This is a genomic window from Sphingopyxis sp. A083 (assembly GCF_001468495.1).
Classification (GTDB): Bacteria; Pseudomonadota; Alphaproteobacteria; order Sphingomonadales; family Sphingomonadaceae; genus Sphingopyxis; species Sphingopyxis terrae.
In genome coordinates, this window is record NZ_LNSK01000012.1 from 45,771 (window position 1) to 70,423 (window position 24,653).

Annotated in this window: 21 protein-coding genes; 14 read left to right on the forward strand and 7 right to left on the reverse strand. The window is 66.1% G+C overall.

The features are described from left to right. Positions 1–19: 19 nt before the first annotated feature. The 4 genes from ATE59_RS15520 to ATE59_RS15535 are packed head-to-tail and all read left to right on the forward strand — an operon-like array spanning position 20 to position 3,934. Positions 20–1,417 (forward strand): circularly permuted type 2 ATP-grasp protein, encoded by a 1,398-nt coding sequence (locus ATE59_RS15520; protein ID WP_058813207.1) that lies wholly within the window; start codon positions 20–22, stop codon positions 1,415–1,417. 5 nt (positions 1,418–1,422) lie between these two features. Further along, complete coding sequence (locus tag ATE59_RS15525; RefSeq protein ID WP_058813208.1) at positions 1,423–2,364, forward strand: alpha-E domain-containing protein; 942 nt, start codon at positions 1,423–1,425, stop codon at positions 2,362–2,364. A gap of 2 nt (positions 2,365–2,366) precedes the next feature. Next, positions 2,367–3,170 carry a transglutaminase family protein gene (locus tag ATE59_RS15530; RefSeq protein WP_058813209.1) on the forward strand — a complete coding sequence of 268 codons (804 nt, stop codon included), beginning with the start codon at positions 2,367–2,369 and terminating at the stop codon, positions 3,168–3,170. A gap of 32 nt (positions 3,171–3,202) precedes the next feature. Further along, positions 3,203–3,934, forward strand: a complete 732-nt coding sequence (locus tag ATE59_RS15535) for a proteasome-type protease (protein ID WP_003052754.1) — start codon at positions 3,203–3,205, stop codon at positions 3,932–3,934. 31 nt (positions 3,935–3,965) lie between these two features. Here the strand turns inward: ATE59_RS15535 and acs are convergent, their stop codons facing one another. Continuing rightward, positions 3,966–5,930, reverse strand: coding sequence for an acetate--CoA ligase (gene acs / locus ATE59_RS15540; RefSeq protein WP_058813210.1), 1,965 nt, complete (start codon positions 5,928–5,930; stop codon positions 3,966–3,968). Positions 5,931–6,109: 179 nt separating this feature from the next. Between acs and amaB the strand changes: the two genes are divergently transcribed. Continuing rightward, positions 6,110–7,594, forward strand: a complete 1,485-nt coding sequence (gene amaB / locus ATE59_RS15545; RefSeq protein WP_197409189.1) for an L-piperidine-6-carboxylate dehydrogenase — start codon at positions 6,110–6,112, stop codon at positions 7,592–7,594. Here the strand turns inward: amaB and ATE59_RS15550 are convergent. The 4 genes from ATE59_RS15550 to fsa form a co-directional block, all read right to left on the reverse strand. Continuing rightward, a complete protein-coding gene (locus ATE59_RS15550) occupies positions 7,591–9,714 on the reverse strand; it encodes a beta-propeller domain-containing protein (RefSeq protein ID WP_058813212.1) in 2,124 nt (707 codons plus the stop codon). The two genes, amaB and ATE59_RS15550, sit on opposite strands and share 4 nt — an antisense overlap. 71 nt (positions 9,715–9,785) lie before the next feature. Then, positions 9,786–11,291 carry an acetyl-CoA acetyltransferase gene (locus tag ATE59_RS15555; protein ID WP_058813213.1) on the reverse strand — a complete coding sequence of 502 codons (1,506 nt, stop codon included), beginning with the start codon at positions 11,289–11,291 and terminating at the stop codon, positions 9,786–9,788. A gap of 1 nt (position 11,292) precedes the next feature. After that, positions 11,293–12,087: an enoyl-CoA hydratase-related protein gene (locus ATE59_RS15560; protein WP_058813214.1), complete on the reverse strand. Its 795-nt coding sequence runs from the start codon at positions 12,085–12,087 to the stop codon at positions 11,293–11,295. Between the two features lie 187 nt (positions 12,088–12,274). Further along, positions 12,275–12,925, reverse strand: a complete 651-nt coding sequence (fsa, locus tag ATE59_RS15565) for a fructose-6-phosphate aldolase (protein ID WP_058813215.1) — start codon at positions 12,923–12,925, stop codon at positions 12,275–12,277. Between the two features lie 205 nt (positions 12,926–13,130). Here fsa and radA point away from each other — a divergent pair, with 205 nt between their 5' ends. The 4 genes from radA to ATE59_RS15585 are packed head-to-tail and all read left to right on the forward strand — an operon-like array spanning position 13,131 to position 17,386. Next, positions 13,131–14,492 (forward strand): DNA repair protein RadA, encoded by a 1,362-nt coding sequence (gene radA, locus ATE59_RS15570; protein ID WP_058813236.1) that lies wholly within the window; start codon positions 13,131–13,133, stop codon positions 14,490–14,492. A 10-nt stretch (positions 14,493–14,502) separates the two neighbouring features. Further along, complete coding sequence (locus ATE59_RS15575; protein ID WP_003052779.1) at positions 14,503–15,063, forward strand: CvpA family protein; 561 nt, start codon at positions 14,503–14,505, stop codon at positions 15,061–15,063. After that, the gene (locus tag ATE59_RS15580; protein ID WP_058813216.1) at positions 15,060–15,488 is read left to right on the forward strand and encodes an iron-sulfur cluster assembly scaffold protein; all 429 of its coding nucleotides are present in this window, start codon (positions 15,060–15,062) and stop codon (positions 15,486–15,488) included. The genes ATE59_RS15575 and ATE59_RS15580 overlap by 4 nt, the downstream gene beginning before the upstream one ends. Then, complete coding sequence (locus ATE59_RS15585) at positions 15,485–17,386, forward strand: cation:proton antiporter domain-containing protein (protein ID WP_058813217.1); 1,902 nt, start codon at positions 15,485–15,487, stop codon at positions 17,384–17,386. The genes ATE59_RS15580 and ATE59_RS15585 overlap by 4 nt, the downstream gene beginning before the upstream one ends. Positions 17,387–17,414: 28 nt before the next feature. On the opposite strand, the gene aroB is transcribed toward ATE59_RS15585, so the two are convergent. Continuing rightward, a complete protein-coding gene (gene aroB / locus ATE59_RS15590) occupies positions 17,415–18,518 on the reverse strand; it encodes a 3-dehydroquinate synthase (RefSeq protein WP_058813237.1) in 1,104 nt (367 codons plus the stop codon). Continuing rightward, positions 18,515–19,081, reverse strand: coding sequence for a shikimate kinase (locus tag ATE59_RS15595; protein WP_058813218.1), 567 nt, complete (start codon positions 19,079–19,081; stop codon positions 18,515–18,517). The genes aroB and ATE59_RS15595 overlap by 4 nt, the downstream gene beginning before the upstream one ends. 93 nt (positions 19,082–19,174) lie before the next feature. Here ATE59_RS15595 and ATE59_RS17905 point away from each other — a divergent pair, with 93 nt between their 5' ends. The 5 genes from ATE59_RS17905 to ATE59_RS15615 all read left to right on the forward strand — a co-directional run bounded on the left by ATE59_RS17905 (position 19,175) and on the right by ATE59_RS15615 (position 24,641). Continuing rightward, positions 19,175–19,342, forward strand: coding sequence for a hypothetical protein (locus tag ATE59_RS17905; RefSeq protein ID WP_156416816.1), 168 nt, complete (start codon positions 19,175–19,177; stop codon positions 19,340–19,342). Beyond that, positions 19,339–21,165, forward strand: coding sequence for a hypothetical protein (locus tag ATE59_RS15600; RefSeq protein ID WP_058813219.1), 1,827 nt, complete (start codon positions 19,339–19,341; stop codon positions 21,163–21,165). The genes ATE59_RS17905 and ATE59_RS15600 overlap by 4 nt, the downstream gene beginning before the upstream one ends. Continuing rightward, the gene (locus ATE59_RS15605; protein ID WP_058813220.1) at positions 21,158–22,069 is read left to right on the forward strand and encodes a tyrosine recombinase; all 912 of its coding nucleotides are present in this window, start codon (positions 21,158–21,160) and stop codon (positions 22,067–22,069) included. The genes ATE59_RS15600 and ATE59_RS15605 overlap by 8 nt, the downstream gene beginning before the upstream one ends. Before the next feature lie 9 nt (positions 22,070–22,078). Then, on the forward strand, positions 22,079–23,026 hold the full coding sequence (locus tag ATE59_RS15610; protein WP_058813221.1) for an acetyl-CoA carboxylase carboxyltransferase subunit alpha: 948 nt from the start codon (positions 22,079–22,081) through the stop codon (positions 23,024–23,026). 118 nt (positions 23,027–23,144) lie between these two features. After that, positions 23,145–24,641 carry a M48 family metalloprotease gene (locus tag ATE59_RS15615; RefSeq protein WP_058813222.1) on the forward strand — a complete coding sequence of 499 codons (1,497 nt, stop codon included), beginning with the start codon at positions 23,145–23,147 and terminating at the stop codon, positions 24,639–24,641. The last annotated feature ends 12 nt before the right edge of the window (positions 24,642–24,653 follow it).

Genomic DNA, 24,653 nt, shown 5'->3' on the forward strand with positions numbered 1-24,653 from the left:
CATTTCCTTCTTCGACGAGATGATAACCGGGGATGGCGGGACCAGGCCGCCCTATCGCGAATATTGCGAATGGTTCGATGCCGAGGATGCCCAGCGCATCCAGCGCAAGACGCAGCAGGCCGAAGCCTTTTTTCGCACCACTGGCATTACCTTCAACGTCTATGGCGAGGCCGACGCCGACGAGCGACTGATCCCGTTCGACGTCGTGCCGCGGATCATCGCGGCGGGCGAATGGCGGCGCCTGTCGCGCGGCATCGAACAGCGGGTGCGCGCGCTCAACGCCTTTCTCTACGACATTTATCACCGGCAGGAGATTTTGCGTGCCGGCCGGGTGCCGACCGCGTTGATCGCGCGCAACGATGCCTTCCTGCCGATGATGATGGGCATGGATCCGCCCGGCGGCGTCTATACCCATATCAGCGGCATCGATATCGTCCGCACCGGTGCCGACGAATTCTATGTGCTGGAGGATAATGCCCGCACCCCGTCGGGGGTGTCCTATATGCTCGAGAATCGCGAAACGATGCTCCAGATGTTTCCCGAGCTGTTCGCGAAAGTGCCGGTGCGCGAGGTCGGCGACTATCCGATCAACCTCCTGAAATCGCTGTCGGCCTGTGCGCCGCCGATGTGCGGCGGTACGCCGACTGTCGCGGTGCTGACGCCGGGCATCCACAACAGCGCCTATTTCGAGCACAGCTTCCTAGCCGATCAGATGGGCGCCGAACTGGTCGAAGGGCATGACCTGCGCGTCGTCGATGGCCGGGTCGCGATGCGCACGACGCAGGGCTATCGCGCGATCGACGTTCTTTACCGCCGCGTCGACGATGACTTTCTCGACCCGCTGAATTTCCGTCCCGATTCGATGCTGGGAGTGCCGGGGATATGGGACGTCTATCGCGCGGGCGGCATCACGATTGCCAATGCGCCGGGGACCGGGATCGCCGATGACAAGGCGCTCTATAGTTACATGCCCGACATCATCGAATTCTACACCGGCGAAAAGGCGCTGTTACCCAACGTGCCGACGTGGCGATGCAGCGAGCCCGAACATCTGCGCGAGGTGCTCGACCGGCTTCCCGAACTGGTGGTGAAGGAAGTGCACGGGTCGGGCGGCTATGGCATGCTCGTCGGGCCGACCGCAAGCCGGAAGGAAATCGCAGCGTTCCGCGCCAAGCTGGAGGCAAACCCCGGCAATTATATCGCCCAGCCGACCCTGTCGCTTTCGACGGTGCCGATCTTCACCAAAAAGGGCCTTGCGCCGCGGCATGTCGATCTGCGCCCCTTTGTCCTGATGTCGCCGCAGGGCATCACCATCACCCCCGGCGGCCTGACGCGCGTCGCGATGACGAGGGGATCGCTGGTCGTGAACAGCAGCCAGGGTGGCGGCACCAAGGACACCTGGGTGTTGGAGGACTGACGGCGATGCTAGGCAAAACCGCAGGCAGCCTCTTCTGGATGGCGCGCTATCTTGAACGAAGCGAGAATAATGCGCGGCTGATCGACGCGGGCTTTCGCATCGCGCTCACCCGGTCGCAGACGGCGCCCGCCGAATGGCGCTCGATATTGGAGACCGCGGGGGTCGATCAGGCATTCCTGGCGACGCACGATGATTACAGCTCGGCGCGCGTGGTCGATTTCCTGCTGCGCGACCCGGCCAACCCGTCGAGCATCCTGTCGATCGTCAAGCACGCGCGCGACAATGCGCGCACCGCGCGTACCGCGCTGACGCGCGAGGTGTGGGAGGCGGTGAATACGAGCTGGATGACGTTGACCGACCTGCTCAAGCGGCCGGTGCGCGAGGACGATCTGCCCGACGTGCTCGCCGCGATCCGCCAGCAGAGCGCGCAGGTGCGTGGTGCGCTGACCGGCACGATGCTGCGCAACGATGGCTATAATTTCGCGCGGCTGGGCACCTTCCTCGAACGCGCCGACAACACGGCGCGCATTCTCGACGTAAAATATTATCTGCTGCTGCCCTCCGTCGCGCATATCGGCACCTCGATCGACAATGTGCAGTGGGAAACGATCCTGCGGTCGGTCTCGGCGCACCGCGCCTATCGCTGGCTTTACGGGGCCGAGATCAGCGCGCTCAAGATCGCCGAATTCCTGATCCTCTATGGCCAGATGCCGCGCAGTCTCGCCTTTTGCTGCGCCAAGATGCAGGACAATCTTGCCTGGCTCCAGCGCGGCTATGGCGAAGAGACCGAGGCAGGGCGGATGGCCGATGCCCTGTGCCGGCAAAAGCTCGCGGGGCCGATCCAGGCGATCTTCGATGGTGGCCTGCACGAATATCTGACCGATTTCCTGTCCGCCAATTCGGCGCTCGCGATGCAGATCGAGCGCGATTACCGTTTCGTGGAGTGACGATGTTCCTGCGTGTCGAACATACCACCCATTATCGCTACGACGCCCCCGTCGGCTATGCGCTGCAACAACTGCGCCTGACCCCCAAGGACCGGCCGGGCCAGCAGCGGATCCACGACTGGACGATCGAGGTCGAGGGCGGGGAAAAACAGCTCCATTATGTCGATCATCACGGCAATGGCGTCGATCTGATCGCGGTGCACGGCGGCGATGCCGAACTTGTCATCCGGTGCCACGGCGCGGTCGAACTGCTCACCACCGACGGGGTGATCGGGGCGCATCGCGGGGCGATGCCGCTGTGGACCTTCCTCCGCCCGACGCCGCTGACGCGTGCGGGACGGGGCGTGCGCGCGCTGACCGCCGGATTGGGCCGCGACTTCGCGAACGATATCGAACGCGCGCATGCGCTGTCGGCGGCGATCCTCGACCGCCTGGCCTATCGCATCGGCGTCACCGATGCCGAGACAACCGCCGAACAGGCGCTGGGGGGCGAGGGCGGGGTGTGTCAGGATCATGCCCATATCTTCATCGCCGCGATGCGCCATCTGGGCCACCCCGCGCGTTATGTTTCGGGCTATCTCAGCATGGACGACCGCACCCATCAGGACGCCACCCACGCCTGGGCCGAGGCGCATTTCGACCATATCGGCTGGATCGGCTTCGACGTCAGCAATGGCCATTCGCCCGACGAGCGCTATATCCGCGTCGCGACGGGGCTCGATTATCGCGATGCCGCCCCGGTTCGCGGCATGCGCTATGGTGCGGCGCAAGAAAATCTGGTTGTCCAGTTGCAGGTGCAGCAATAATCGGGACATCACAGGGGCGGGACGGGGATTCGATGACCTATTGCGTGGGCATGCGTTTGAACAAGGGGCTGGTGTTCATGTCGGACACCCGCACCAACGCCGGCGTCGACGACATATCGCAGGTGCGCAAGATGCGCAGCTGGCACGTGCCGGGCGAGCGCGTGATCACGCTGATGTCGGCGGGCAATCTGGCGACCACCCAGGCGGTCGTCAGCCTGCTCGACGAACGCACCAAGGCGCCTGAAGAACGTCAGCCGTCGATCCTGCAGGCGCCGTCGATGTTCCAGGTCGCGACGATCGTCGGGGAGACGCTGCGCCAGATCGTGCTGCGCTACGGCGCCGAAGGGCCGGCCGCCGAATCGATCTTTCGCGCCTCGTTGATCGTCGGCGGGCAGATTGCCGGCGCCGAACCGCGCCTGTTCCTGATCTATCCCGAGGGCAATTTCATCGAAGCGGGGGAGGATAATCCCTTCTTCCAGATCGGCGAAACCAAATATGGCCGCCCGATCATCGTGCGGTCCTACGATCCCGCTATGTCGTTTGAGGATGCGGTCAAGCTGCTGTGCGTCTCGTTCGATTCGACGATCCGCGCCAACGCCGGGGTCGACCTGCCGATCGACCTGAAGGTCCACGAACGCGACGATTTCCACGGCGTCCACGAACGCCGCTTCGAACGCGACGATCCCTATTTCCACAATGTGTCGCACGGCTGGGCCGAAGCGCTGGGCATCGCACTAGCCGAACTGCCGGACTTCCATTTCTAAATCCCCCTCCCGCATGCGGGAGGGGTTAGGGTTACCGGTTCTTCCGGCCTTCGATCAGCCCGTCGACCAGGCTCGGGTCCGCCAGCGTCGACGTGTCGCCGAGCGAGCCGAAGTCATTCTCCGCGATCTTGCGCAGAATCCGCCGCATGATCTTGCCCGACCGGGTCTTGGGAAGGGCGGGGGTCAGGTGGATATGGTCGGGCGTCGCGATCGGGCCGATTTCCGTGCGCACCTGCTGCCGTAGCGCGGCGGCAATCTCTTCGGTCGGCTCAACCCCGGCGTTGAGCGTGACATAAGCGTAGATGCCTTGGCCCTTGATGTCGTGCGGAAAGCCGACGACCGCGGCTTCGGCGACCAGATCGTGCAGCACGAGCGCGCTTTCGACCTCGGCAGTGCCCATGCGGTGGCCCGAGACGTTGATGACATCGTCGACCCGCCCGGTGATCCGCCAATAGCCCTCGGCATCGCGGCGGCAGCCGTCGCCGGTGAAATATTTGCCCTTGTAGGTCGAAAAATAGGTCTGGATGAAGCGGTCATGGTCGCCATAGACCGTCCGCGCCTGCCCCGGCCAGCTGTGCGTGATGCACAGATTGCCCTCGGTCGCGCCGCCGACCTGTTCGTCGGCAAGCACCGCGCCATCCGCATCGACGAGCTGCGGCCGAACGCCGAAAAAGGGGCGCCCCGCGCTGCCCGGCTGCATCGGATGCGCGCCGGGAAGCGTCGTGATCATGATGCCGCCGGTCTCGGTCTGCCACCAGGTATCGACGACGGGGATGCGGCCCTTGCCGACGAGCTGGTGATACCAGCGCCATGCCTCGGGATTGATCGGTTCTCCGACGCTCCCGAGCAGCCGGAGCGTCGACAGGTCGTGGCGCGTCACATAATCGTCGCCTTCGCGCATCAGCGCGCGGATCGCGGTCGGCGCGGTGTAGAGGATGTTGACCCGGTGTTTGTCGACGACCTGCCAGAAACGGTCGTGGTCCGGATAATTGGGTACGCCTTCGAACATCAGCGTCGTCGCGCCATTCTGAAGCGGGCCGTAGACGACATAGCTGTGCCCCGTGACCCAGCCGATGTCGGCGGTGCACCAGAAGATTTCGCCCGGCCGATAATCGAACCCGTACCAGAAGGTAGACGCGGTCCACACGCTGTAGCCGCCGACGGTGTGCAGCACGCCCTTGGGCTTACCCGTCGATCCTGAGGTGTAGAGGATGAACAGCGGGTCCTCGGCGCCCATCGGTTCGCACGGGCAGTCGGCGTCGACATCGGCCGACAGCGCGTCGTACCAATGGTCGCGGCCTTCGCGCATCGCGACGTCGCCGCCGGTGTGCGCGATGACGAGCACGCCCTTTACCTCGACGCGATCGAGTGCCTTGTCGACATTGGCCTTAAGCGGGATCGTCTTGCCGCCGCGCAGCCCTTCGTCGGCGCAGATCACCCAGTCGCTGCCGCAATCCTCGATCCGCCCGTGGATCGCCTCGGGCGAAAAGCCGCCGAAGATGACGCTGTGGATCGCGCCGATGCGCGCGCACGCGAGCATCGCCATCGCGCCTTCGGGGATCATCGGCATATAGATGGTGACGCGGTCGCCCTTGCGGACACCCATCTTCTTGAGCGTGTTGGCCATGCGGATAGTGTCGGCGAGCAGCGCGGCATAGCTGATGTGCCGCACCTCGCCATCGGGGGCGTCGGGTTCGAAGATGATCGCGGTGCGCATCCCATGGCCCGCGGCGACATGGCGGTCGAGCGCATTGTGGCAGAGGTTGAGAACGCCGTCCTCATACCATTTGATGCTGACGGGATCGTAGGACCAGCCCGCGATCTTCGTTGGCGGCGTCATCCAGTCGATGCGCTGCGCCTGATCGGCCCAGAAACCGTCGGGATCGTCGATGCTGGCGGCGTAGAGCCGGTCATAATCGGCCGCGCTGCAATGCGTGTTCGCGGCGGCATCGGCGGGCACGGGGACGAAGGGTTCGGAGGGGGGTAGTTCGGACACTGCATCTCTCCTCTATTTGCTATCCCCTTAGCCGTTCGCATCGAGCGAAGTCGAGATGCCCTATCGTCATTGCGCGCCGTCGTGGTGTCTCGACTTCGCTCGACACGAACGGGGGAGGAGTATTATGCGGCTGCCCGATGGCGTGGACGAAAGGACGAAGGATGGCCGGGATCGAGAAAATGACAGCAGGCCTGCTCGATACGCTCGGCGTGGAGCACGCGCTGTACACCCAGGGTTCGATGCCGTCCCATTCGCCGCTGACCGGTGAGCAGATCGCGGCGGTGCGGATCGCCGATGCCGCCGACACCGACGCCGCGCTCGCGGCCGCCGGTGCGGCGTTCCGCGCGTGGCGCGACGTGCCCGCCCCGCGCCGCGGCGAGCTGGTGCGGCTGTTCGGCGAGGAACTGCGCGCTGCCAAGGATGATCTTGCGATGCTGGTGACGATCGAGGCCGGCAAGATTCCGTCCGAAGGCGCTGGCGAGGTGCAGGAGATGATAGACATCTGCGACTTTGCTGTCGGCCTGTCGCGCCAGCTTCACGGCCTCACCATCGCGACCGAGCGACCCGGGCACAGGATGATGGAGATATGGCACCCGCTGGGCGTCGTGGGCGTCATCTCCGCCTTCAATTTTCCGGTCGCCGTCTGGGCATGGAATGCCGCGCTAGCGCTCGTCTGCGGCAATAGCGTGGTTTGGAAGCCTTCCGAAAAGACGCCGCTTACCGCCTTGGCGACGCAGGCGATTTTCGAGCGCGCGTTGCGGCGGTTCGGCGATGCGCCCGCGGGATTGTCGCAAGTGCTGATCGGCGGGCGCGAGACGGGCGAGGCGCTGGTCGACGATGCCCGCGTCGCGCTCGTTTCGGCGACGGGGTCGACGCGCATGGGCCGCGCGGTGGCGCCGCGCCTCGCGCAGCGGTTCGCGCGTGCGATCCTCGAACTGGGCGGTAATAACGGCGTGATCGTTGCGCCATCGGCCGACCTCGACCTTGCGCTGCGCGGCGTCGCCTTCGGCGCAATGGGCACCGCGGGGCAGCGCTGCACGACGACGCGGCGACTGTTCGTCCACGACAGCATCTATGACGGCTTCGTCGCCAGGTTGAAGGCAGCCTATGCGAGCGTCGGCGTCGGCAATCCGCTGGAAAGCACGGTGCTGGTCGGCCCGCTGATCGACCGCGCTGCCTATGAGGCGATGCAGGCAGCGCTGTCGGCGGCCAAGGCCGCAGGCGGCGTCGTGCATGGCGGCGAGCGGGTCGGCGACGGCGCGAGCTATTATGTCCGTCCCGCACTGGTCGAAATGCCCGGCCAGGCCGGCCCGGTGCTGGAGGAGACGTTCGCGCCGATCCTCTATGTCATGCGCTACGACGATCTCGACACCGCGATCCGCCTGCACAACGATGTCGCGGCAGGGCTGTCATCGGCGATCTTCACCACCGATCTGCGCGAAGCCGAGCGCTTCCTGGCCGCGAGCGATTGCGGCATCGCCAACGTCAATCTCGGCACATCGGGCGCCGAGATCGGCGGAGCGTTCGGCGGCGAGAAGGAAACCGGCGGCGGACGCGAGAGCGGGTCGGATGCGTGGCGGCAATATATGCGCCGCGCGACGAACACGGTAAACTATTCCGACGCGCTGCCGCTGGCGCAGGGGGTGTCGTTCGACGTCGGCTAGCGCTGTGGAAGCGGCGCAGTCAGGTCGATCCGCGCGATCTCGCGGATTTTGTCATCGTCGATCCGGGCTTCGACCAGGCTGGTGCCCATGAGGCCGAAGATGCGGCCGTTCAGAAACACCGGCCGTGAATTGCCGTACCAGTCGATGCACGAAACTTCGCATATATAGCTGGCGTCGGTTTCGACCTGATCGTCCGGCGTTGCGGCAAGCGCACCGGCGTCGGCAAGCTGCCCGGTTGGTGATTTGGTCAGGAAGCTGAGGTCGGAGGTATCCGAGCGCCACCACCATCGTCTCGACTCCGCGCTCAGCTTGACGGTCGGCAGGCCGATGATCCCATTGCCCGCTTCGTCGACAATGCTGTTGAAGGCATGGCTGCGGCCTTCGCTTTCGTATCGGTCCGGCAGGAAGGCAGACGAGAGGATATGCGCGTCCTTGCCGAGACCGATCAGCGTCAGAGTCAGGCCGCGGTCGTCGCGATAGCCATTGACGATGACGTCATTGCCCACGCGTTCGGTGCGAACGATATTGTGGGGAACGTCGATCACCAGCGCGTCCTTCGGGCGCTTGACCGGCACGGCAACGACCTTGCTCGATTGCGGGGGCGTGTCGGGGTCGGGCGGATCGCCGCTCCAGCCATTGCGTCCGCCGAACACGAGCCAATCGTCGGCAAACCGATTTTCGACAATCGCCTTGCCCGTCGATGGAAGCGGCGTGAAGGCGCTGTCCGCTACGGGTTGGAAGATCGTGTCGAAGACGCCGGTACGGATTTTCAGAAAGGCGTTTTGCGCGGGCTCAGCATAGCCTGAACGGCAGCGGATGCTGCGCCAGTCGACCAAGGCGCGAAATTCCCCGTCGCGTTCATCCATCGAAAGATGATCGTAGGGCGCGCCCGAAACGCCGACGACGCCTGGCGCGCGGCTGCCGATCGGCAGGCGATAGAGCGCGCCCGGAGCAACGTCGCGGCGGTCGGCGCGCGGCCGATCGAGGGGGGCGCCATCCTCGGCCTGATCTTCGTCGCAACCGGGCAAATGCCACCACTCCCGATCGCCGAACGCCGATGTCCAAAGATAGACGGCTTCGGGCGACACGAACATTTCGGCCTTTCGAGGCCCCACAAATCCGGTCGTGCGGCATTCCAGGCTGCGCTTGCTGTCGAAGCCGCCAAGCGGACAGAGCGAGATTGCGTGGACGGTCGGGTCGTCCGTCCGCAACACCGGTTTGTAGATCGATCGCGCATCGAGCAACGGGGTGCCGCGCGCTTGGCGCGTCTTGCGCTCCGCTTCGGGCAGCCACCGCCTCAGTATCGGGCGTGCGTCGCGTTCCTCGAACTGGTCGAGCGCATAGGGCGTGTATACGACGAGCGTGTCGCCGACGATGCGCGTGGCATAATTGTCGACGTCGTAATAATCGTCGGACGTGATGAGGAAGACGCCTTCGCTTGCCACCTTGCCGCTCGCCTGATCGAGCTTGAAGATCGACATTTCGGTCGCATCGTCCTTATAGCTGTAGGCAGTGACGATGACATGATCGTCCTGAACGAGCATCTCATCGTACCAATCGGCACCGTCGAAATCGTCGTCCCACCGCTTTTTCCCGGGCCGGTCCGGCGGCAGGTGCCGATAGACGTCGGCCCGATCGGTAAGCTGCATCGTCTTCACATTGATCGCAAAGATCCGACCGTCCTGCAAAACGAGCAGATAGTCTCCGATCTGCTTGACGATATCGCCCTCGTCAACGCCAGCGGTCTGGACGTTCGTGATCGACGTCGGCGCCGCGGCGCGCGACCCGGTCACGATAACGTCTCTCACGCCACCTTCGCCGGGGCAGTCCTCGGGCTTTTCGCATAAGGGATCGCCGCCTTGCATCGCCGCCGCGACGACGATTTCCGAGGATCGCGCGGTGTAGCGTTCACGTCGGTCGCGCAGCCGTTCGAGCGACCGGAGATACGCCCGGAATTCGCCTTCGCTCGCATAAGGGACGAGCTCGGGCGAAGTTGTCTGATCGAGCCGCTTGTCGTCGATCGCCGGGAGTGGCGCGGAGGCGGTTTGGGGCGTTGCGGGCGCCGAAGCGCAGGCCGCGAGCGATGCTGCCATGCCGACCGTCAACAGACCACGCACCATATCGCTTCCCCCCTTGCCCGGATGAGGAATATCATCAACGCTGGTGAGGGTTTAGCGCAAATAGGTACCAGTCAGAGGCTCTGCCAGCCGAAGCGGCAGTCGCCCAGCGCCACGACTTCGCCCGCCGTCCCCACCGGTTCCTTCGCGCCATCGGTCAGGAACGCCAGCATCGCGGTGTCGCCGACATCGACATGCGCCAATGTGCGCCGACCCTCGGGCGTGCGCGCGACCACGACGCCCGCCCTTGGCGCGCCATCGCGGCCGTAGAAGACGGTATAGCTCTCGATCGTTGCCGGCCCCGCATAATCTTCGACCAGATCCGGCACCGGTCCGCGCTTGGCCTCGGCTTCGGCCTGATAGTCGAAATCCTGCGGGAAGCTGGCGGCGGCGATCGGCTCCTTGCCCAGCACGATGCAATGATTGTCGGTGGCGAAGCCGCCATTGGCGAAGAGGAAGCCGTAGCGGCCTTCGCGGCGGAGTTTTTCCACCATCGAGACGATTGCGTGGCTCATATAATTGGCGATCGGGCCGCCGCCGAAGGTCAGCCCGCCGAACATCGTCGCGGGGCGGTCGACCGGCCAGCCGAGCGTGCGGCGTGCCATCTTCGGCACGCAGGGGAAGCAGCTGTAGAGTTCGACGAAATCGAAATCCTGCGCGGTCATGCCGTTGAGCGCTAGCGTGCGGTTGATCGAGGTTTCCATGCTGACGCTGCCGTTATAGCGGTCGCGGCGGAGGATACTCGGCGGCTCCTTCGCGGCGGCGCCCATGCCCACGTAAATCAGCCGGTCCTCGGATAGGCCGCGGCGGCGCGCTTCGGCCAGGCTGGCGACGAGGAAACCCGCCCCCTGATTGACCGACGAATTGGCGACCATCAGCTTGGAATAAGGAAAGGCGATCGGCCGGTTGCGCTCGTCGACGCGCAGAATGTCGGCAGGGGTTGCGGGCTTGCGGATCCAGGCGCCTTCGTTTGCCGCCGCAACCGCCGAAAAGCGCGACCAGATTTCGGCGCTCTCGCCCTGCGCTTCGGCAAGGCTCTGGCCCCATGCGGCGCGCGTCGCATTTTCATAGAGCGGATAGACGTCGACCGGCGCGGCGAGGCCGTGCTTCTGCGCATAATCGGGCTCGCGCCGCGTCGCGACCTTGCGGATCGCGTTATAGCTCTTGTCCTCGCCGCTCGCGGCCTTGGCGGCGCGGCCCGCCGCGGTGCGCAGCGCCTCGGCGCCGACGATGGCCGCGAGCTTCACCTCGCCCGCGCCGATGCGGTTCGCCGCTTCGTTGAGCAGGCGTACCGGCGTATCTCCGTGTGGCGCCGCCGACTGGTAATTGATCGCCGGGCTGGCGCCGATGGCGGCGGCCAGCGGTTCGGGCAGTTTGCCGAGGCTGTGAAAGCTGATCTGGTCGACGATCGCGAGGCTGTCGATCTCGGCGAGCGGCACGCCGGCGTCTTCGGCGGCGACCCGCAGCGCCGCGACCATCAGCCCGAGCGAGTCGAGCCCTTCGTCGGGGTCGGCGGGGCGGTCGTTGACCTGGCCAACGCCGATGATGACGGGAATGCGCTCGGGATCGGTCATGGTCATATCAGCGCGCTTTCCATTCGGGCTTGCGCTTTTCGGCAAAGGCGCGCGGTCCTTCGCGCGCGTCCTCGCTGCGCATCAAGGCGCTGCGTTCGAGGGTGTTGTGCTCCCAATAGGGCGCGTCGGCGGCGATGCGGCCGTCCTGGATGCCGAGCGCGACGCGCTTCGATGCCTGGACCGACAGCGGCGCGTTGGCGGCAATCTTGTCGGCAAGCGCAAGCGCGGTCGGCATCAGTTCGGCGAGCGGGACGACATGGTTGACGAGGCCGAATTGCGCGGCGCGCGCGGCGGGGATCGGGTCGCCGGTCAGCATATGCTCCATCGCCAGCTTGCGCGGCATCTGCTGCGCAAGGCGGAAGGCACCGCCCGCCGCGGCGAACAGCCCGACCTTGACTTCGGGCAGCCCGAATTGCGCATGATCGGCGGCGACGATAATGTCGCTCATCAGCGCGATCTCGCAGCCGCCGCCGAAAGCGAAGCCGTTGACCGCGGCGATGATCGGCTTCGAGATCGGGTGCGACACCATGCCCGCGAAGCCCCATGCAAGCTGATCGGGGTCCGACGGCGCGAGGCTCTCGCCGCGCGACAGGGCGACGAGGTCGGCGCCGGCGCAAAAGCTCTTGTCGCCCGCGCCGGTGATGATGACGGCGCGGATTTCGGGATCGGCCTCGGCGGTTTCGAGTGCGGTTCCGATGCCGACATGGACCGCGGCATTGACCGCATTGCGCGCCTCGGGCCGGTTGATCGTGACGATCAACACATGGCCGCGGCGCTCGGTAAGAATGGTGGTGTCGGTCATCGCGAATCTCTCCCTTTCGGACGAGTATCGCGGGAGGTTAACGTTTACGTCAACTGGAAAGCAGAGCCAAATAACGGTGTGCTCCCGCGAAGGCGGGAGCCCATCTCCGGAAGGTGCCATTTTGAGCCGACGGGAGATGGATCCCCGCCCTCGCGGGGACACACGACTGTTTTGGGTTTTGTAGGGGTCAGATCGACTGCCCGGTCTTGGCCCAGTCGGCCAGGAAGCCTTCGATGCCCTTTTCGGTCAGGACATGCTTGAACAATCCCTTGATGACCGACGGCGGCGCAGTCATCACATCGGCGCCGATCTTGGCGGCTTCGAGCACGTGGATGCCGTGGCGCACGCTCGCGACGAGGATTTCGGTCTCGAAGGCATAATTGTCGTAGATCAGCCGGATGTCGGCGATCAACTGCATGCCGTCGAAGCCATTGTCGTCGTGGCGGCCCACGAAGGGCGAAACGAAGGTCGCGCCGGCCTTCGCCGCGAGCAGCGCCTGCGTCGCCGAGAAGCAGAGCGTCACATTCACCATCGTGCCGTCGCCGGTCAGCGCCTTGCAGGTCTTGAGTCCGTCGATCGTCAGCGGCACCTTGATGCAGACATTGTCGGCGATCTTGCGGAGGATTTCGGCCTCCTTCATCATCGTTTCATGATCGAGCGCAACGACCTCGGCCGAGACCGGGCCATCGACGAGTGCGCAGATTTCCTTCGTCACTTCCTTGAAGTCGCGGCCCGACTTGGCGATCAGCGACGGGTTGGTGGTCACGCCATCGAGCAATCCCGTTGCGGCCAGTTCCTTGATGTCGGCGATTTCGGCGGTGTCGGCGAAGAATTTCATGGCGCGGGGTTCCTTGCGGGCAGGGTGATTCGGGTTTGAAGCTGCCGTAAAGCGGTTTGATCGTCATTGCGAGCGAAGCGAAGCAATCTCCCGCCATCGGCCTTGCGCAAAGTCGGGAGCGGGAGATCGCCGCGTCGCTACGCTCCTCGCAATGACCGAGAGGAAAGCGCTGGCGTTCCATCTTTGTTCCGATTATGCGATCCGCATGGCCAAAGCAAAGCGTCAATATGTCTGCCAGAATTGCGGGTCGGTCTCGTACCGGTGGCAGGGGCAATGCGCCGATTGCGGCGAGTGGAATACCCTGGTCGAAGAGGCGAGCGAAACCGTCTTTTCGGCCAAGCACGATCTGTCGAAAGGCGGGCGGTCACTGGCGCTCGAGACGCTGGGCGAGCATAGCCCGATGCCGGAGCGGATGCTGTGCGGCATCGCCGAATTCGACCGGGCGCTCGGCGGCGGCTTCGTCGCCGGATCGGCGACGCTGATCGGCGGCGATCCGGGGATCGGCAAGTCGACCTTGTTGTTGCAAGCGGCCGGGCGGCTCGCGAAGGCGGGCAAGTCGGTCGTCTATATCAGCGGCGAGGAAGCGGCGGGTCAGGTGCGGCTGCGCGCGCAGCGGCTGGGGCTCGGCGACGCGCCGGTCGCGCTGGCGAGCGCGACGTCGGTGCGCGACATATTGGCGACGCTCGACAGCCGCGACGCCGATTTCGTGGTCATCGATTCGATCCAGACGATGCACAGCGACCTCATCGACAGCGCGCCGGGAACGGTGAGTCAGGTCCGCGCGAGCGCGCAGGAACTGATCCGCTATGCCAAGGACGGCGGCGCGGCGATCGTCCTCGTCGGGCATGTCACCAAGGATGGCACGATCGCAGGTCCGCGCGTGCTGGAACATATGGTCGATACGGTGCTGGCGTTCGAGGGCGAGCGCAGCCACCAATATCGCATCCTGCGCGCGGTGAAGAACCGCTTTGGCGGCACCGACGAAATCGGCGTCTTCGCGATGGGCGAGGAGGGGCTGGGCGAGGTCAGCAACCCGTCGAGCCTGTTCCTGACCGACCGCAGCCGCGACGTGCCGGGATCGGTCGTCTTCCCCGCGCTGGAGGGGACGCGCCCGGTGCTGGTGGAGGTGCAGGCGCTGACCGTGCGGCTGGCGAGCGGCGCGACGCCGCGGCGCGCCGTCGTCGGCTGGGACAGCGGGCGCCTGGCTATGGTGCTGGCGGTGCTCGAGGCGCGCTGCGGGCTTCAGATGGGCGGCGCCGAGGTCTATCTCAACATCGCGGGCGGCTATCGTCTGACCGATCCCGCCGCCGATCTGGCGGTCGCTGCAGCGCTGATTTCGGCGTTCAGCGAGCGGCCGGTTCCCGCCGATGCAATCGTCTTCGGCGAATTGTCGCTGTCGGGCGAAATTCGCCCTGTCGCGCATGACGCGCTGCGCCTGCGCGAAGCCGCGAAACTCGGTTTTTCAAGGGGCTGGGGGCCGAAGGGGATGAAAGCGGTGAACGGTATCGGCGTTACCGGCTTCACGCGGCTCGGCGAACTCGTTGACCTGATGCTCGGGCGCGACTAGCGACCGGCAGATGGGAAGTCTGACGGCTCTGGATATCATCGTGCTGACGCTGGTCGGTGGCGGCGCAGTGCTCGGTTTTTCGCGCGGGCTGGTGCAGGAGGTGACGACGCTGCTCGCCTGGGTGCTGGCGATCGCGGCGGTGCGCTTCTTTCATCCGGCAGTGACCGAGTTCGTGTCGCGTTGGGTCGGGACGGCGGGTGGTGCGGCGATGCTCGCCTTCGTTCTTCTCTTCGGTATCGTCTTCGGCCTCGCCAAATGGGGTTCGCGGGCGATGGGGCAGCGCAGCCGCGCCTCGATCGTCGGCGGTATCGACCGTGGGCTCGGCGCGGGTTTCGGGGCGGTGAAGGGGCTATTGATCGCCGCGATCGGCTTCATGCTCGTTACGCTTCTCTATGACATCGGCTATGGCAATGCGCAGCGTCCCGAATGGATGGAGCAGAGCCGCACCTATCCCGCACTCAACGCGACGAGCGCCGCGCTGAGCAAGGTGATCGCCGAGCGGCGGGCCGAAGCGCGCGCCGCCGAAAGCACGACCGTGAAGCAGGACGCGCCCGACGCGGCCGCGAAATGAGCGCGCCGCTGTATAACCGCGACATATTGGCGCTGGCAGTCGCCAATGCCGATTACCCGCCGCTGCCCGAGGCGCGCCATCATATCTCGGCGCGCGCGCCGCTGTGCGGCAGCGCGATCATCCTCGACCTCGACGCCGATGCGGGCGGGCGGGTGACGAAGGTCGGCCTGCACGTCGAAGCCTGCGCGCTGGGGCAGGCGTCGGCGGCGCTGGTCGCACGCCACGCGCCCGGCCGCGCGCTCAGGGATATTCGCGCCGCGCGCGATGCAATTGCCGCCTGGTTCGCGGGCGAGGGCGCTATGCCCGACTGGCCCGGCTTCGATCTTCTTGCGCCGGCGCGCGACTATCCGGCGCGGCAGGGCGCTATATTGCTGCCCTTCGATGCCGCCATCGCCGCGCTTGAGGATGACGAGGTGACGGCATGACTTTTCTCCTCGCGGCAACGGCGCCGGCCGTCACCGAGGTGGCGGCGCGCACCCCGACCGATACGCTGTTGTTCGAAGGCGCGGTGCTGCTGGGCGTCGCGACGTTGTTCGTGTTGATCTTCCGCCGTTTGGGGCTCGGCGCGGTGCTTGGCTATCTGATCGCCGGCGCGCTCGTCGGGCCGCACGGTCTGGGTCTCGTCGGCGGCGGCGAGTCGAAGCTGCAGATCGCTGAGATCGGCATCGCCTTCCTGTTGTTCCTCGTCGGCCTCGAACTGCATCCGCGGCGGCTTTGGCAGCTTCGCCGCGCCATCTTCGGGCTCGGCCTGGCGCAGGTTGTCGTCACCGGGCTGATCCTGACCGGGCTGATCTTCGTGACGCTGGGCTTCAGCCCCGCAGCGGCGCTCGCGCTCGGCCTGCCGCTCGCGCTGTCGTCGACGGCGCAGGTGCTTCCGAGCCTCAAAAGCTCGGGCCGGATCAACTCGCCCTTCGGCGAGAAGGCCTTTTCGATCCTGCTCTTTCAGGATCTGGCGATCGTCCCGATGATCACGATCATCGCCGCGCTGTCGCGGGCGCCCGCCGATCCGTCGGCGCCGCCGGGCGCGCTGCTGGCGCTTTATACGCTGCTTGCCATCGCGGGGCTGGTCCTCGCCGGCCGGTTCGTCGTCAATCCGCTGCTGCGCCTCGTCGCGCGCTATGGCGAGCGCGAGCTGTTCGTCGTCGTCGGCCTGCTCGTCGTGCTGGCGAGTTCGGCGCTGATGCACAGCCTGCATGTTTCGACCGCGCTCGGCGCCTTCGTCGCGGGTGTGATGCTCGCCGATTCGCCGTATCGCCACGAGATAGAGGCCGATGTCGAACCCTTCCGCCTGATCTTGCTCGGCCTGTTCTTCCTCGCCGTTGGCATGGTGCTCGACGTCAATGTGATCCTCGCCGATCCGCTGCGCGTTCTGCTGCTCGCGGCGGGTCTGGTTGCGGTCAAGGTCATGGTGCTGACACTGCTCGTGCGTGCGTTCGGCAAATCGTGGAAAACCGCGCTCGGCCTCGCGCTGCTGCTCAGTCAGGGCGGCGAGTTCGGCTTCCTGCTCTTTACCCAGGCCGCCGACGCGCTGCTTATCGCGCCCGAGGCGGCGAGCCTGTTCAGCGCGGTGGTGACGCTGTCGATGGTATCGACGCCGTTCCTGATGCTGTTCGCGCGCAACCTCGAATTCTCGCCCGACCGCGACGGCGACGAACTCGAAGGCCCCGACGACGCGCCGCGCGGCTCGGCGCTCGTCATCGGCTATGGCCGCTTCGGCCAGATCGTCGCGCAGATGCTCCACGCGGTCGATTGTTCGGTGACGCTGATCGACAAGAAGCCGAGCCAGATCGAATTGTCCGGCCGGTTCGATACCAAAGTCTATTTCGGTGACGGGCTACGGCTCGACCTGCTCCGCCGCGCGGGCGCGGAGGAGGCGCGGGTCATCATCTATTGCATCGACGACGCCACGGTTGATGCCGAAGTATTGCGTCCGATCGTCGAAGCCTTCCCGCAGGCGAAGATATTGACGCGCGTTTTCGACCGGCGCCAGTTGATGGCGATCGATGGCGCGGGAACGGCAGGCGCAGTACGCGAGGTGTTCGAAAGCTCGATCGCACTCGGCCTGATGGCGCTCGAAAAGCTCGACGTCGATCCGCGCCAGATGGAAGATGTCGAGACGGCGCTGCGCCAGCTCGACGCGACGCGCCTCGCCGCGCAGATGGACGAAGGCGACCTCGCGGCGGGCAAGGATCACCGCTTCAAGCCCGGCGGCGGCCGCGAGTCGGCAAGCGTGCTGGAAAAATTACGCCAGCGGCGTCAGGAGGCAAAGGCCGCCGCGCGCGACGAGGAAGCGATGCAGGCGGCCGACCCCGAGTCGGCGTGACGCGTCCGCGGGCAGCGGCGTCTGGCGCCTAAGCCGCCTGCGCGTCGAGAAAGTCCGCCACGCTATCGAGCCCATATTCGTCGGTGATGAAACTCTGCCCGATGCCGCGCGTCAGGATCAGCGGCAGCTTGCCGCCGCGCGCCTTCTTGTCATGCGCCATATGTGCGGCGAGCGCCGCGCCGCCGGTGTTGATGCCCGCGCTGGCCAGGCTGTGCGGCAGATCGACGCTCGCCAGATGCGCGCGCACCCGTTCGGCATCGGCGGCGGAACACAGGCCCTTGGCCGCCGAAAAATGATGCGCGAGGACCATGCCGGCCGCAACCGCTTCACCATGCAGGAGCCGTTCCGAATAGCCCGTTTCGGCCTCAAGCGCGTGGCCGAAGCTGTGGCCCAGATTGAGCAGCGCGCGGATATCCTGCGTTTCGCGTTCGTCGGCGGCGACGATCCGGGCCTTCGCCGCGACGCTGTGCGCGATGGCATAGGCGCGCGCGGCGGTATCGCCGGCCAGCAGCGCGGCGCCGTTCGCCTCGCACCAGGCAAAAAAGTCCGCATCGTCGATCAGGCCATATTTGACGACTTCGGCATAGCCCGCACCGAGTTCGCGGCGGGGGAGGGTGGTCAGCGTCGCGGGGTCGATCACGACCAGCGCCGGCTGATGAAAGGCGCCGATCAGATTCTTGCCGGCAGGGGCGTTGATCGCGGTCTTGCCGCCGACGCTGCTGTCGACCTGCGCAAGCAATGTCGTCGGCACCTGGATGAAGGCGCAGCCGCGCTTGACGATGCTGCACGCAAAGCCGACGAGATCGCCGATCACGCCGCCACCGAGTGCGATCACATGATCGCTGCGTTCGACGCCTTCGCCGATCAGCCATTCGGTCAGCCGCGCCAGTCCCTCCCAGCTTTTCGTTGCTTCGCCTGCGGGCAGGACGAGCGAGGAAAAGGAAATGCCCTCTGCACCCAGCGCGGCGCCGACCTTGGCCAGATAGGCATCGGCCACGTGGGTATCGGTAACGATCATCGTGCGCGGACGCTTCAGTAGCGGGGCGACCTGCGCGCCCAATGCGTCGAGCAGTCCCTCGCCGATCAGGATCGGATAGCTGCGCGCGCCAAGTTCGACGGTCAGTCTGGTCATTGCGGTTTCCATTGCGACAGCGCCTCCAGGATCGCGCGCACCGTATGTTCGTGCGGATTGCTTGCCGAGCTGACGCGGATATGCGCCTCGGCATAAACGGGATTGCGGACCGCGGCGAGTTCGCGCAGCACCTCACCGGGGTCGCGGTTCTTGAGCAGCGGGCGATGGCTACGGCGCCCGACGCGCTCGACCAGGGTCGCGACGTCGGCATCGAGCCAGATGCACAGGCTTTTGTCCAGGATCAGCGCGCGCGTCTCGTCGTTCATGAAGGCGCCGCCGCCTGTCGCGAGCACCAGCGGCCGGCCGGTGAGCAGGCGCGCGATCACGCGGCGTTCGCCATCGCGGAAATGCGCCTCGCCGAAGCGCGCGAAAATGTCGGATATCGTCATGCCGGCGGCGCGTTCGATCTCGTCGTCGGCGTCGGCGAAGCGCATGCCGAGGCGCTGCGCCAGGCGGCGGCCGATCGTCGATTTGCCCGATCCCATCAACCCGACGAGCACGATCGGCCGCGCGCGAATTGCGGGCGCGATGTCCGGGGCCGGGCTTTTCGGGTTTCGCGACATGGTGCGCGCGGCTATACCGCAGGAACCGCGCGGAACAATGATTTTGCTGCGCCGCGCAAATTTGGGTCGAGCCGGCACGGGTGGCACAGGATATTGCGCGCAACGCAAGGATCGGGAAAAGGGCGCTGGGTCGCCGGGATTTTCGCCCTGGCGCTGCTGCTGGCGTTCGGTCTGTTCCTCTATTGGCTGGGACGACCGATCGAGGCGAAGATGATTGAGGTGGACGTGACCGACAAGATTGCCGAAAGCGCGGCACAATGACCAAGAAAATGCTCGCGCTGACCCTGGGATTGTCGGGAACCGCACTCGCGGCTGCGCTCGTCCTTCCGGCGGTCGCGCAGGAATCGCTCTTGCCCGAAGGCTTTGGCAAGCCCGCCGACACGCCGGCACCGCGCCCGGCACCGACGCCATCGCCGACCCCGGCACCATCATCGACCGCCGCACCCAAAGGCGGCCAGAGCGGTGCGACGACCCTTGCGCCGTCAACCGTCGCGACGCTCGACAGCGGCGACACCGACACCGACACGGGCGATGAGGCCAGCGATGGCGAGGAAGGCACCTCCGGCCAGCTCAAATACGACCTGCCGCCCGGCGCGCGCCGGCTTTTGACGCGGGTCGGGCCGCTGACGCCCGAAACCGGCGGGATGGCGCCCGATGCCTTTGGTGTGCGCGGCCAATATGCGGCGGCGATCATGCGCAGCATGCGCGGTCAGGTCGCCTCGCGCTGGGGTCAGATATTGCTGCGCCGCGCGCTCGCGTCTGCGATCGACACGCCCGATACGATCAGCGGCGCCGACCTTGCCGCCGACCGCGCGGGGCTGCTTTTGCGGCTCGGCGAATCGACCACCGCGCGGATGATCGTGCAGTCGGTCGATTATGACCGCGCGACCCCGCGGCTCGTCGCGACCGCCCAGCAGACCTATCTGGCGAACGCCGATCCGTCGGGGCTTTGTCCTTATGTCCCCGCAGGGCTTGCCCATGGCGACGAACAAAGCTGGCGGCTCGCCGCGGCGATGTGCGCCGGGATGTCGGGCGAGGCCGGACCCGCGGGCTGGGCGATCGGCCGGGTACGGTCAAGCGGCAAGATCAGCAATTTTGACATTCTGCTCGCCGAACGTGTGCTCGGCGCAACGGGCGCCGGCCGCCGTTCGACAACGATCGAATGGGACAAGGTCGGGCGCCTGACGAGCTGGCGCTTTGGCCTGGCGACCGCGACGGGAATCGACATTCCGGCACCGCTGCGCGCCACGGAGGCCGGTTCGATCCGAAGCTGGACGGTACTCGCGCCGATGACGCCGATGGGCGACCGCATCGCTGCCGCTCCCTATGCCGCATCGCGCGGCGTGCTATCGAGCGAAGCCTATGTCTCGCTGCTCAGCGCCGCGTCGAGCGAGGAGGAGCCCCCCGAAGCGCTCGCGGCGCAGACCGATCTGCTGCGCAGCGCGTTCAGCGGCGCCAATGCCGCCGATCGCTATACCGCGATGGCGGAATATTGGTCCGCGGGCACCGGCGCGACGGCGCGCTATGCCGCGCTTGTCGCAACCGCGCGAGCCGCCGCCGCGCTGCCCACCGGCGCCGATGTCGGCGCCGATCCGTGGCAGTTGCTGGGATCGATGCTGACCGCGGGATATGACAATCGCGCGGTGCAATGGGTGTCGAAACTGTCGGTCGGCGGCCACGGCTGGGGCATCATGGCGGTCGGGTCGCCGCGCCCGCTGACCGGTGTCGGCGCCGGGTCGATTGGCAGCTTCGCCAGCGACGACGACAGCGCCGAAACCTTGCGGTCGAAATTCCTGCTCGCGGGTCTTGCGGGCCTCGGCCGCATCGACGCCGGGCAGGCGTCATCGGCGGCCAGCGACCTGGGGGTCGATCTGGGCAAGCAGACGCGATGGACGCGCGCAATTTCCGAAGCCGCCCAGCGGCGCGAACCCGGCATGGTCGCGCTGCTTGCCGCGGCCGGGATGCAGGGCGAATGGGACAAGATACCGCCCTATCACCTCTATCATATCGTCCGGGCGCTCCACGACGTCGGGCTCGACGCCGAAGCCCGGATGATCGCGGCCGAAGCGCTGGTGCGTGTCTGACGCGCGCCTGATCGACCGCTTCCTCGAGATGATGTCCGCCGAACGGGGGGCATCGCGCAACACCATCCTCGCTTATCGCCGCGACCTTGAACAGGCGGCCGAACTGGTGCGCGGTTCGCTCGGCGACGCCGACGCCGCCGCGCTGCGCGCATTGATGGCCGCATATCGGACGCTGGCGGCGAGCAGCGCCGCACGCAAATTGTCGGCGCTGCGGCAGTTCTTCGCGTTTCTGGAGGACGAGGGCGAGCGCACCGACAATCCGGCGCTCGACATCGCGCGTCCCGCCACGCGTCGTCCGCTGCCGCGCATTCTGTCGCACGATGATGTCGACCGGCTGTTCGCGCAGGCTAGCGAGGAGGCAGCGGGGGAGGCAGCGCCCGCGAACGCCATGCGCATGCTGCTGCTGCTCGAACTGCTCTACGGCTCCGGACTGCGCGCGAGCGAGCTGGTATCGCTGCCGCGCCGTGCGGTCGCCGGCGAGCGGCAATTTCTGATCGTGCGCGGCAAGGGCGACAAGGAACGGCTGGTGCCGCTGTCCGACCGGGCGCGCGAAGCGCTCGATCGCTGGCTGCCGCTGCTCGCCGATGGAACACCCTGGCTGTTCCCGTCGGGCAAGGCGCATGTGTCGCGCGTACGGCTGTTCCAGATGCTGCGCGAACTGGCAGCACGCGCCGGGGTCGATCCCGCGGGGGTTAGTCCGCACGTCCTGCGCCACGCCTTCGCCACCCATCTGCTGGAGGGCGGGGCCGACCTGCGCGCGTTGCAGATGATGCTGGGCCATGCCGACATCGCGACGACCGAGATTTACACCCATGTCGATAGCCGGCGGCTCGTCGAGCTGGTCAATCGGCGCCATCCGCTGGCGCAGATGCGGGCCGTTGACGTTGCGGCGCCTTCGGCCTAGCGCTCCCCTATGACAGCCTTTCTCGATTTCGAAAAACAGGTCGCCGCGCTCGATCGCCAGATTGCCGAATTGCGCGAAATGGGGGACGATCCGTCGCTCAATATCGATGGCGACATCGCCCGGCTTGAGGACAAGTCCTCGAAGATGCTGCGCGACATCTATGCCAAGCTGACGCCCTGGCAAAAGACGCAGGTTGCGCGCCACCCCGACCGACCGCATTTCAAACATTATGTCGCGGGCCTGTTCGACGACTGGATGCCGCTCGCGGGCGATCGCAACTTCGGCGACGATCAGGCGATTCTGGGTGGTTTGGCGCGCTTTCGCGGTCGGCGCGTGATGGTGATCGGCCACGAAAAGGGCGACGATATTCCGTCGCGCATGAAGCATAATTTCGGCATGGCGAAGCCCGAGGGCTATCGCAAGGCGATCCGCCTGATGCAGCTTGCCGATCGCTTCGGACTGCCGGTGGTGACGCTGGTCGACACGTCGGGGGCCTTTCCGGGCATCCAGGCCGAGGAACGCGGCCAGGCAGAAGCGATCGCGCGGTCGACCGAACAATGTCTTGCGCTCGGCGTGCCGATGGTCGCGGCGATCGTCGGCGAGGGCGGCTCGGGCGGCGCCATCGCGCTTGCCGCGGCTAACCGCGTGTTGATGTTCGAACATGCCGTCTATTCGGTGATCTCGCCCGAGGGTTGTGCGTCGATCCTGTGGCGCACCGCCGACAAGGCGCCCGACGCGGCAGCCGCGATGAAGATGTCGGCGCAGGATCTGCTGGGGCTGAAGGTCATCGATCGTATCGTGACCGAGCCCGTCGGCGGCGCGCACCGGGCGCCCGAAGTTGCGATCCAGTCGCTCGGCGATGCGCTCGCGCAGGAACTCGATGGCTTGCAGGGCCAGTCGCGTGAGCGGCTGCGCACCGACCGCGAAGACAAATTCCTTGCGATGGGGCGCGCCTGAACGGAACCGCCCGCGGCTGCTTCGCGTTCGACTCCGACCGGCGGGCGATCCCATGATTGCTTGCCTTGATCCCGCGACGGGATATGCCGGCGGGAACGGACCAAAGGGAGGCAATTCAATGACGAAACGGATCACGGCGCGGCTGGCGATGCTGCTTGCGGCAACGGCGCTGGTCGGTGGCGGAGTGGCGGAAGCGCAGCTCAAGGCGATCCGCACCGCGACCAGCATCTCGCCCGCCGAGCGCAAACAGGGCGACGAGGCGCATCCGCAACTGCTCGCCGAATTCGGCGGTGCCTATGCCGGGCCGCAGGCCGCCTATGTGAACCGCATCGGCCAGAATATCGCCGTGCAGTCGGGCCTGTCGCGCAGCCCGAGCGACTTCACCGTGACGCTGCTCAATTCGCCGGTGAACAACGCCTTCGCGATCCCCGGCGGCTATGTTTACGTCACGCGCCAGTTGATGGCGCTGATGAACGACGAGGCCGAACTCGCCGGTGTGCTCGGCCACGAAGTCGGCCATGTCGCTGCGCAGCATAGCAAGAAGCGCCAGTCGGCGGCGACGCGCAACACCATCCTCGGCGTCCTCGCGTCGGTGCTCGGCGGCGCGATCGGTGACAATGGCGGGCTGCTCGGCGGGCTCGGCGGCCTGTTGCAGAATAATGCGATGCAGTGGGCGCAATTTGCGACACTTGGCTTTTCGCGCTCGCAGGAACTCGAGGCCGATCAACTCGGCGTCCAATATCTGAAGCGCGCGGGCTATGATCCGATGGCGCTGTCGACGATGTTGGCGAGCCTTGCGAATCAGACCAACCTAGAGGCGCGACTGGCGGGCGGCGACGCGCGGTCGTTGCCCGAATGGGCAAGCACCCATCCCGATCCGGCGTCGCGCGTGCGCAATGCGCAGACGCTCGCGTCGCGGGTCGGCACCGGCGGCGTGCGCAACGCCGACGCTTTCCTCGCGTCGGTTGACGGCGTGCTCTATGGCGACGACCCGGCGCAGGGCGTAGTCGAGGGCAGGGACTTTCTGCATCCCGATCTGCGTCTGCGCTTCACCGTGCCGAACGGCTTTGCAATGCAGAACGGCACCAGCGCGGTGTCGATCAGCGGCAATGGCGGGCAGGCACAATTTTCGACCGCGGCGTATAGCGGTGACATGACCGCCTATATTGCCAATGTGTTCAAGGCGGTTGCAGGCGATGCCAAAATCACGCCCGGCACCGTTCAGCGCACGACGGTGAACGGCATCCCCGCCTATTTTTCGTCGGCGCGCGCCAATAGCCAGTCGGGACAGGTCGATGTGACCGTCTTTGCCTATGAATTTGCGCCCAACAGCGCCTTTCACTTCGTGACCTTGGCCAAGGCCGGCGGATCGGGCGTCTTCAACCCGATGTTCGGAAGCGTCCGGCGGCTGACTGCAAGCGAGGCCGCCGCGATCCGGCCGCGACGCGTCGATGTGGTGACGGTGAAGAGCGGTGACAGCGTCGCGGCGCTGGCGAAGCGCATGGCCTACAGCAATTATCAATCAGAGCGGTTCCAGGTGCTCAACCGCCTGTCGGCCACGAGCCGGCTCGCTCCGGGGCAAAAGATAAAGCTGGTCGTCTACGCCAATCGCTGACGATCCGACGCA